12 protein-coding genes are annotated in these 9059 nt (G+C 51.9%); all 12 read right to left on the reverse strand.

Annotated elements, in window-relative coordinates; genetic code table 11:
- Positions 1-95: 95 nt before the first annotated feature.
- Positions 96-1010, reverse strand: coding sequence for a dihydroorotate dehydrogenase (locus tag Q3886_RS06145; protein ID WP_301860328.1), 915 nt, complete (start codon positions 1008-1010; stop codon positions 96-98).
- Complete coding sequence (locus Q3886_RS06150) at positions 1010-1771, reverse strand: dihydroorotate dehydrogenase electron transfer subunit (RefSeq protein WP_301860329.1); 762 nt, start codon at positions 1769-1771, stop codon at positions 1010-1012. The genes Q3886_RS06145 and Q3886_RS06150 overlap by 1 nt, the downstream gene beginning before the upstream one ends.
- A gap of 154 nt (positions 1772-1925) precedes the next feature.
- Positions 1926-2336, reverse strand: coding sequence for a F0F1 ATP synthase subunit epsilon (locus Q3886_RS06155; RefSeq protein WP_301860330.1), 411 nt, complete (start codon positions 2334-2336; stop codon positions 1926-1928).
- A gap of 3 nt (positions 2337-2339) precedes the next feature.
- Positions 2340-3755: a F0F1 ATP synthase subunit beta gene (atpD, locus tag Q3886_RS06160; RefSeq protein ID WP_301860331.1), complete on the reverse strand. Its 1416-nt coding sequence runs from the start codon at positions 3753-3755 to the stop codon at positions 2340-2342.
- 42 nt (positions 3756-3797) lie between these two features.
- Positions 3798-4661 (reverse strand): ATP synthase F1 subunit gamma, encoded by an 864-nt coding sequence (gene atpG, locus Q3886_RS06165; RefSeq protein ID WP_301860332.1) that lies wholly within the window; start codon positions 4659-4661, stop codon positions 3798-3800.
- Positions 4662-4664: 3 nt separating this feature from the next.
- Positions 4665-6200, reverse strand: a complete 1536-nt coding sequence (atpA, locus tag Q3886_RS06170; protein WP_301860333.1) for a F0F1 ATP synthase subunit alpha — start codon at positions 6198-6200, stop codon at positions 4665-4667.
- Positions 6200-6766 (reverse strand): ATP synthase F1 subunit delta, encoded by a 567-nt coding sequence (gene atpH, locus Q3886_RS06175; RefSeq protein ID WP_301860334.1) that lies wholly within the window; start codon positions 6764-6766, stop codon positions 6200-6202. Before atpH ends, atpA begins: the two co-directional genes overlap by 1 nt.
- 2 nt (positions 6767-6768) lie before the next feature.
- Complete coding sequence (atpF, locus tag Q3886_RS06180; RefSeq protein WP_301860335.1) at positions 6769-7266, reverse strand: F0F1 ATP synthase subunit B; 498 nt, start codon at positions 7264-7266, stop codon at positions 6769-6771.
- A 47-nt stretch (positions 7267-7313) separates the two neighbouring features.
- Positions 7314-7571: a F0F1 ATP synthase subunit C gene (gene atpE, locus Q3886_RS06185; RefSeq protein WP_301860336.1), complete on the reverse strand. Its 258-nt coding sequence runs from the start codon at positions 7569-7571 to the stop codon at positions 7314-7316.
- A gap of 51 nt (positions 7572-7622) precedes the next feature.
- Entirely contained in the window at positions 7623-8294 is a 672-nt protein-coding gene (atpB, locus tag Q3886_RS06190) for a F0F1 ATP synthase subunit A (RefSeq protein ID WP_301860338.1), read from the reverse strand.
- A gap of 6 nt (positions 8295-8300) precedes the next feature.
- Positions 8301-8684 (reverse strand): ATP synthase subunit I, encoded by a 384-nt coding sequence (locus Q3886_RS06195; protein WP_301860339.1) that lies wholly within the window; start codon positions 8682-8684, stop codon positions 8301-8303.
- Complete coding sequence (locus tag Q3886_RS06200) at positions 8669-8980, reverse strand: AtpZ/AtpI family protein (RefSeq protein WP_301860341.1); 312 nt, start codon at positions 8978-8980, stop codon at positions 8669-8671. Before Q3886_RS06200 ends, Q3886_RS06195 begins: the two co-directional genes overlap by 16 nt.
- Between the last annotated feature and the right edge of the window lie 79 nt (positions 8981-9059).

Consider the following 9059-nt stretch of genomic DNA (forward strand, 5'->3'; position numbering starts at 1 on the left):
TTGCTAAACATACTGTCAAGACAATGGTCTACTAATTTAGTATTAATTTATTTTTCATCGTCATGCCTGTTGGCAGCCCCATAGGTGCCACAAGATTATTCGTTAATCTTGCCGACAATGTCGCTGATATGGGAAATTCCCATGTCGCGGCAGTACTGGTCCATGCCGGCGGCGATTTCCGCTACGGCCCGGGGATTGACAAAATTATAGGCCCCTACGGCGACGGCACTGGCGCCGGCCAGCATGAATTCAATGGCGTCCTGCCACGACGCAATCCCGCCCAGGCCCAGTACGGGAATCTGCACGGCCTGTGCTGCCTGCCAGACCATGCGCAGCGCTACGGGCTTGACAGCCGGGCCGGACAGACCGCCTGTAATATTGCCGAGCAGCGGCTTTTGCGTATGAATGTCGATAGCCATGCCGGTAAGCGTATTAATGAGAGAAATGGCATCGGCGCCGGCAGCTTCCACGGCCTTTGCCATAACCGTAATATCCGTTACGTTCGGCGATAACTTCACAATAACCGGCTTGGACGTATGGGTCTTGACACTTTTCGTCACCGCTGCTGCTGCTTCCGGCTGCGTACCAAATACGATGCCCCCTTCTTTGACATTGGGGCAGGAAATATTCACTTCCAGAGCCGTGACGCCGTCTACATCCAGCTGGGCTGCCAGTTCGCCGTATTCTTCGGCAGAACCGGCCGAAATATTGACGATAAACGGCGTGTCATGGACTGCTACTTTCGGCAGAATATCCTGTTTAAACACGGCGACGCCGGGATTTTCCAGACCAATGCAGTTCAGCATCCCTGCCGGCGTTTCAGCGACGCGCACGCCGGGATTGCCAGGCCGCGGCAGGGGCGTAATCCCTTTGGAAATGATGGCGCCAATGCCGTCAATATCCAGAAAATCTGCATATTCCAGGCCAAAGCCAAAGGTGCCGGAAGCTCCCATGACCGGTGTCTTCATGGGAATGCCGGCAAATGTTACGGCAATTCTGTTCGTATCCATCAGAAAACCTCCTTTGCCGGAAATACCGGGCCGTCTGCACAGACTTTACGCCGTTTGCCGCTTTGCTTTCCTTCAAAGGTACAGCCCAGACAGACACCAATTCCACAGGCCATGCGCTTTTCCATGGACACTTCGCAGGCTACGCCGGCAGCAGCTGACGCTTCGGCAATGGTCTTCATCATCATCGTCGGCCCGCACGTAGACACGCGGTCAATGGTGTGGTCCGCAAAAATCTGCGGCATTGCCTGGACAGCAAAGCCTTTCATGCCCGCAGTTCCATCGTCAGTAGTCACGTAAATCTGTGCGGCATAAGGTTCAAAGAATTTCGTCCAGAACGTTTCCGCCGCGGTCTTGCCGCCAACGAGCACGACTGGCTTATCCAGCCGTTTGGCCAGGAAAATGAGCGGTGCCAGCCCTACGCCGCCGCCGACGAGCAGGACTTTCCCGGGAGCCGTCGAAAAGGTCCCCTTGCCCAGCGGCCCTTCTGCACTGATGACGTCGCCGGCCTTCATGGCCTGCATTTCTGCCGTTCCCTTGCCGACAATGCGATAAATAATCGTCACCATCCCCGTTGCCGTATCGGCATCGACAATGCCAAAGGGCCGCCGCAGGAAGGTCGTGCCCCCCTCTTTGTGCATATTGACAAACTGACCAGGCTGAGCCTGTGCCGCAATCTGCGGTGCATGAAATACCATGCGCCATACGTCGGGAATAATGGCTTCGTTCACCGTAATTCTTGCATCTTCTAAAAACGTTTTCACCTGTTCCCATCCTTTCACTCTAGTCTCTCATGTTCTCATTGTATTGTATCATAGATACGGACCGGGATAAATAGAAAAAACGGACCCCCCTGCACCGGTCTGATGTACCGGTGCAGAGGAATCCGTCTTTATATCGTTTCAAAGGCTGTACACGTTAGTCCTGTGCTACGTCCAGGCGGCACAAGGCCCGCTTGAGGGCTACTTCTGCCCGTTCGACATCAATATCTTCGCTGTGGCTTTTCAGCCGGTCTTCAGCGCGTTTTTTCGCTGCTTCAGCGCGATGCACATCAATGTCAGCCGGTTTTTCCGCTGCCGGCGTAACGACGGTGACGTTGTTGTTGTTCACTTCCAGGAATCCGGAAGAAACGGCCAGTCTCTGCCGCTTTCCGCCAGCTTCATAGGCCAGAGGCCAGATGTCGAGAGAAGCAATGAGCGGCGCATGGCCCGGCATAATGCCCAGCTCGCCGTCCAGTGCGCGAACGGCAACAAACTCCACGTCTTCCTGCAGTACGGCAGCGTCTGGCGTAATCACTTCCAGCCGAAACGTTTTACCCTGTTCTGCCATACGCTATTCTCCTTTCAGCGTCTTGGCCTTTTCATATGCTTCTTCAATATTGCCTACCATATAGAAGGCCTGTTCCGGCATATCGTCGCATTTGCCGGACAGAATTTCCTTAAAGCCGGCAATGGTGTCTTTCAGCGTTACATACCGGCCTGGCTGACCTGTAAACTGTTCGGCAACAGCGAAAGGCTGGCTGAGGAAACGCTGAATCTTACGGGCCCGGGCAACAGTCAGCTTATCTTCTTCTGACAGTTCATCAATCCCCAGAATAGCGATGATATCCTGCAGATCATGGTACTTCTGCAGAATTTCCTGGACCGCACGGGCTGTGTGATAATGGTCTTCGCCGATAATGTGCGGGTCCAGAATACGGGACGTCGAATCCAGCGGATCGACAGCCGGGTAAATCCCCAGTTCGGCAATCTGACGGGACAGAACGGTCGTCGCATCCAGGTGAGCAAATGTAGCGGCAGGAGCCGGGTCAGTCAGGTCATCGGCAGGTACATATACGGCCTGTACGGATGTAATGGACCCTTCTTTTGTCGATGTAATCCGTTCCTGCAGGGCGCCAACGTCTGTGCCCAGTGTCGGCTGATAACCAACGGCTGACGGAATACGGCCCAGCAGTGCCGATACTTCCGAACCGGCCTGAATGAAACGGAAAATGTTATCAATAAACAGCAGTACGTCTTGATGTTCTTTATCACGGAAATATTCAGCCATCGTAAGGCCCGTCAGGCCGACACGCATACGGGCTCCAGGCGGTTCGTTCATCTGGCCGTATACCAAGGCGGTCTTGCTGATAACGCCAGATTCCTTCATTTCATTCCACAGGTCATTGCCTTCACGGGTACGTTCACCAACGCCGGTGAATACGGAATAGCCGCCGTGTTCGGTTGCTACGTTATGAATCAGTTCCATAATGAGGACGGTCTTGCCGACGCCGGCACCACCGAACAGGCCGATTTTACCGCCTTTGGCATAAGGCGCAATCAAGTCGACGACTTTAATGCCTGTTTCCAGAATTTCCGTGCCCGTCGCCTGGTCTTCAAACTTCGGCGCCGGACGGTGAATCGGCCAATAGGCATCGGCTTCTACCTTTTCTTCCCCTTTATCTACAGTCTGGCCCAGAACGTTGAAGATACGGCCCAGCACGCCTTTGCCGACAGGAACCTTAATCGGTCCGCCTGTATCTTCCGCTTTCATGCCGCGGACAAGGCCATCTGTAGAACTCATGGAAACACAGCGGACAACGTCGTCGCCCAAGTGCTGCATAACTTCTGCAATCAGGTCAATCGCCTGGCTGCCTTCCCCGCCTGTAACATGAATGGCATTGTAAATGGAAGGCAAGTCGGCTTCAGAGTCAAACCGCACGTCAATGACCGGGCCGATGACCTGAACTACTTTACCAATCTTATTCATGAAGAGATACTCCTCTCTTTCCTTAATTTCAAACCAGCCCGATTACTGCAATGCATTGGCACCGCTGACAATTTCTGTCAGTTCATTCGTAATGCCGGCCTGACGGACCTTATTGTAGTGAACCGTCAGTTTTTCAATGAGTTCACCGGCATTATCCGTTGCCGACGTCATAGCCGTCATGCGCGCGCCAAGTTCGCTGGCTGCCGACTGGAGAAGGCTGTTGTACACGAGCATGTCCAGATACTGCGGCAGCAGTGTTTCCAATACGGTCTGCGCGTCGGGAGCAAATAAATACTCTTCTTTCGGTCCTTTGGCGTCAGCATGATCCTGCGGCGTAATAGGCAGCATCTTGACGGTGCGCACTTCCTGAGACAGAGCGGACTTGAAATTCGTATAAATAATATACACTTCGTCCACTTCACCAGCCAGGAATTTTTTCGTTGCCAAATGGGCAATTTTCTGCGCATGAACAAGCTGCGGCTTATCGGAAAATCCGCTCCACCGCTGATCAGGAACAACGCGGAGATGCTTCAGGTATTCCGCAGGCTTACGGCCGGACACGATAAGATAAGACGCACTGCGCGGCTTATTTTTCAGCACATCGACCATGGCTTTGTTGATATTGGAATTAAAGGCACCTGCCAGGCCTTTATCGGCGCCGACAATGATATAGCATGTTTTGGTGACGCTGTCATGAGGCGTAAACAGTGCAATGCCATCATCGGGAGCGGCAGCAGACAGGCGCTGCAGCATGCCTTCAATCTTTGCAGTATACGGAGCCGTAGCCAAGGCCCTATCCTGTGCACGGCGCAGTCGTACAGACGATACCATTTTCATTGCTTTGGTAATCTGCTGGGTATTCGTGACGGATTTAATCCGCCGGTTTATTTCGCGTGCACTCGGCATACACTATTCCTCCTCTTTAATCAGTTCATGGTTCGTACCAAACTGCTTCGTGTATTCCCCAATCGCCTTTTGCAGAGCAGCTTCCATATCCTTGCCGAGTTCCTTTGTCTTCTTAATGCTTTCGCCGACTTCCGGATAATTTGCATGCATAAACGGAATGAATCCGTTAACAAACTGCTGTACGTCTTCCACCTGAACCGGCATGAGGTAGTTTTTGACGGCCAGGTAAATCTGCATGACCTGATCTTCAACAGGCATTGGCTGATACTGCGGCTGAATGAGCAGCTGCATGGTCCGTTCACCTTTGTCGATCTGGGCTTTCGTATTCTTATCCAGGTCGGAACCGAACTGGGCAAAGGCGGCCAGTTCACGATACTGCGCCAGGTCCAGACGGAGCGTACCGGCAATCTTCTTCATGGCCTTGATCTGTGCGGAACCACCGACACGGGATACGGACAGGCCGACGTTAATAGCCGGGCGAATACCGGAGTTGAAGGCTTCTGTTTCCAGGAAGATCTGACCATCTGTAATGGAAATAACGTTTGTCGGAATATATGCCGACAAGTCACCGGCAAGAGTTTCAATAATCGGCAGGGCCGTAATAGAGCCGCCGCCTAGTTCATCAGACAGCTTGGCTGCCCGTTCGAGCAGACGGGAATGTAAGTAAAAGACATCGCCTGGATAGGCTTCACGTCCTGGTGGACGACGGAGCAGCAAACTCATGGCACGGTATGCCTGAGCATGCTTGGACAAGTCATCGTATACACAGAGTACGTCTTTTCCCTGGTGCATGAAATATTCACCCATGGATACGCCGGCATACGGTGCCAGGTACTGCAGCGGCGCCCCTTCGGAAGCCGTAGCGGCAACAACGATGGAGTACGCCATGGCGCCGTGTTCTTCCAGCGTGCGGACTACACGGGCAACGGTCGATGCTTTCTGGCCAATGGCTACGTATACGCAGATAACGCCACTGTCTTTCTGATTCAGAATCGTATCGATAGCAATGGCGGTCTTCCCGGTACCACGGTCACCGATGATCAGTTCACGCTGTCCCCGGCCAATAGGAACCATGGCGTCAATGGATTTTAACCCTGTCTGAAGAGGCACTTTAACGGGCTGCCGGTCGGCAATCCCAGGAGCCTGCACTTCAACGCGGCGTGTTTCCTTGGTCTTAATTTCGCCTTTGCCGTCAATAGGCATCCCCAATGCATTGACAACACGGCCGATCATGGCTTCACCGACAGGAACGCTCATAACGTGACCTGTCCGCCGTACCGTATCGCCTTCTTTAATGAGCGAATCGTCGCCGAGCAATACGGCGCCGACATTATCTTCTTCCAGGTTCATTGCCAGGCCGTACACGCCGTGCGGCAGTTCCAGCAATTCCCCGGACATGGCTTTGTCCAAACCGTAGACATGGGCAATGCCGTCGCCGACTTCAAGGACCGTACCGACGTCGTCGACATTCATTTCCACATGATAATCTTCGATTTGTTTCTTGATTATAGCCGTAATTTCTTCTGGCTTCATGTTCATTATTCGTTCGTCACCTCATTCATAACGTCTGTCTGCAGTAACGAGTGCTTCATATCCTGAAGCTGGCGCCGCAGGCTTCCGTCGATTAATCTGTCGCCAATCTGAACGACAACGCCGCCAATAATAGATGGATCCATATAATACAATGGTTCTATCTTCTTGCCGGTCATCGCTTCCAATCCTGCCAGAAGCTTTGCTTCCTCCTGTGCCGCCAACGGTTTGACGACGCGAATCTTCGCGACTTCAATCCCCTGTGCGGCCCGAGCCAAGTCTATAAATCCGTCAATGGCAAGAATGATGGCAGCTTCGCGGCGGCGGTCAATCATGACATATAAAAACTGCATAACCAGCGGTGATACATCGCCGGAAAAGATTTGTTTCAGCGTATCTTTTTTGACACTGGCCTGTACGAGAGGATGGCAGATAAATTTCCATAAATCCGGATTTTCCTGCATTCCATCGCGAACAGCCTTCAGCTGCGAACCAAACTCATCAAGTTTTTTCTGCTCGCTGGCAATATCAAACATAGCCTGGCTGTATTTGCTGTATATGACTTCCGGAATCATCGTTAATTCCCCTTTGCGCTGCGCGTATGGATCTGCTTGATGCAGTCGGAAATCAATGCGGCATTGCCGTCGCTATCGAGATTTTTCTTCAGCAGCTTTTCTGCCACAGCCATAGACAGCGTCACTACTTCGTTTCGCATTTCCCGGATAGCCGCTTCCCGTTCGTTGGCAATTTCAGCCTGGGCAATTTCTTTTTCCCGCTGAATCTGTTCACGAATCGCATCGAGCTGAGCCTGTGCCTGCTTGTCCGCCTGCTTGACAGCCTTATCGACGATAGCCTGAGCCTGGGCCTGGGCATCGCGAATCTGCGCTTCATAATCGGCCTTCAGCTGTTCCGCTTCCTTACGGGCCTTGGCAGCACCGTCCAGATCGGACGCAATCTTATTGCGCCGGTCTTCCAGCGTCTTCAGCAGCGGTTTATACGCAAATTTTGCCAATATAACAACTAATACTACAAAGTTGAGGATCTGGAACAATAACGTACCATTTAAACTAACCAATAGAATTCCCTCCCCGTCTGCAATGGATATGATCCACTGTCATGGTCTTAGAGCATGCTGACAAACGGATTGGCGAATACCAATACGATGGCGATAACGGCAGCAATAATAGGCATAGATTCAATCAAGCCTACAGAAATGAGGAAGTTAGTCAGCAGTTTGCCGCCCATTTCCGGCTGACGAGCCGTGCCTTCGAGCATCTTCGAAGCAGCGTTGCCGTCACCAATAGCAGCGCCCAGTGCGGCCAGCCCAATACCCAAGCATGCACCAAATGCAGATAATGCCAATACGATCGCTTTTTCCATAATTATAAACCCTCCTAAATATCGTTTGTGTACGGATACAATGACGCCATCCTAGTCTTCAGCAAAAGACGGAGCTAAATAGGATGTCGTCAAAATCGTAAAAATAAACGCCTGTATCAGGCCGATTACCAGACTGAATGTAATCCAGATCATGGGAATGCCTACAGGCACGAGGAAGTTTAAAACTTCCAGCAGAATTTCGCCGGCCAGGATATTGCCGAACAGACGGAATGACAGCGTCAGCGGTTTGGTAATTTCTTCCATCAGGTTAATGACTACGAATGGCGCAAAGGGCTTGAAAAAGTGTTTGAAATGCTTTTTAAAGCCCTGATTCTTCAATGCCATAAAATGCACCAAAAATGAAGAAACCAAGGCCAGCGCAACGGTCGTATTCAAGTCATTTGTCGGCGATGCCAGGATATGAGGACTGGGCAAAAGTCCCAGCTCATTGGAGAACAGAATAAAGAAGAACATCGTCAGCAAAACCGATACGACTTGTCCATACTTAGGTCCCAGGTTTGCCTTGAACTGGGACAGCAGTGCTTCTACGACAATTTCCATCGCGTTTTGCAGTCCCGAAGGGACCATAGCCCGCCCGCGGGTTGCGCAGACCGTTACAATAATAACCAGGGCGGCTACGAGCCAGGTCATCATCAGCGTATCCAGGTTGACATTCATTCCCAGGAGCTGTACGACTACATGATGTCCTGCATGTAATTCCATATGCTACTACCTCCTTTCTTGCGAATTATGAAGATATCGGAACAGCGCATCTGCTACGATAACCAGTCGATACGACAGGATACCGGCAGCTGCCGCACCAATAGAAACAGCAGGAATCTGGGAAAGCACACCAAGTACCAGGGCCACTGTCAGCAGCCGCAGAACAGCACCGCCGCGAATGAAGGCGACAGCCTGCTGCGGCGGCAGGCGCAGGGCCCGGGCCGAACGGCTGCTCAGCATCACAAAATACAGGATGTTAATCCCGCTTCCTATACACCATCCCAGGGCATACGAAAACTCTCCCATCGCCGCAAGCACTGCCGTACCGATGCAGGTCAGACCAGCCAGCTTGCATATCGTTGCCTTGACATAGGTTATGAATTCTTCCATCGTCCCTCCTGCGCGTTATGGTCAGAGGAATGACGGGAATCGCCGTCTATACTGGACAACACCCGCTTGTACAATGACCAGAATCCGCTAACTGCACCTAAGAGGGAACAGAAAATCAGTCCCCACGGCGACGTACCCAGCACTTCGTCCAGCCACTTCCCCAAAAACACGCCTGTGCAGATGCACACAAACAGCGTCATTCCCAGAGAACCGGCTACGACAACGGCGTTCAAGAGAGTACCTCTCGTTGACCGTTCATCAGGGGCAGTTGAATCGTGTTGCTGTTTCTTTTTCATACACATTGCCCCCTGTGATGACAAAAACCATAATAGGCATAATAACAAACATACTATATTCTATACGTCGTTTTCATAC

Origin of the sequence: uncultured Megasphaera sp., assembly GCF_958350005.1 — a bacterium.
Taxonomy (GTDB): Bacteria; Bacillota; Negativicutes; order Veillonellales; family Megasphaeraceae; genus Megasphaera.

Excerpts from the sequence above, each read along its gene's own strand:
- Q3886_RS06145 (WP_301860328.1), bottom strand. The coding sequence starts at position 1,010 with ATGGATACGAACAGAATTGCCGTAACATTTGCCGGCATTCCCATGAAG.
- atpB (WP_301860338.1), bottom strand. The coding sequence starts at position 8,294 with ATGGAATTACATGCAGGACATCATGTAGTCGTACAGCTCCTGGGAATG.
- Q3886_RS06200 (WP_301860341.1), bottom strand. The coding sequence starts at position 8,980 with ATGAAAAAGAAACAGCAACACGATTCAACTGCCCCTGATGAACGGTCA.
- Q3886_RS06195 (WP_301860339.1), bottom strand. The coding sequence starts at position 8,684 with ATGGAAGAATTCATAACCTATGTCAAGGCAACGATATGCAAGCTGGCT.
- atpG (WP_301860332.1), bottom strand. The coding sequence starts at position 4,661 with ATGCCGAGTGCACGCGAAATAAACCGGCGGATTAAATCCGTCACGAAT.
- atpD (WP_301860331.1), bottom strand. The coding sequence starts at position 3,755 with ATGAATAAGATTGGTAAAGTAGTTCAGGTCATCGGCCCGGTCATTGAC.
- atpE (WP_301860336.1), bottom strand. The coding sequence starts at position 7,571 with ATGGAAAAAGCGATCGTATTGGCATTATCTGCATTTGGTGCATGCTTG.
- Q3886_RS06155 (WP_301860330.1), bottom strand. The coding sequence starts at position 2,336 with ATGGCAGAACAGGGTAAAACGTTTCGGCTGGAAGTGATTACGCCAGAC.
- atpH (WP_301860334.1), bottom strand. The coding sequence starts at position 6,766 with ATGATTCCGGAAGTCATATACAGCAAATACAGCCAGGCTATGTTTGAT.
- atpA (WP_301860333.1), bottom strand. The coding sequence starts at position 6,200 with ATGAACATGAAGCCAGAAGAAATTACGGCTATAATCAAGAAACAAATC.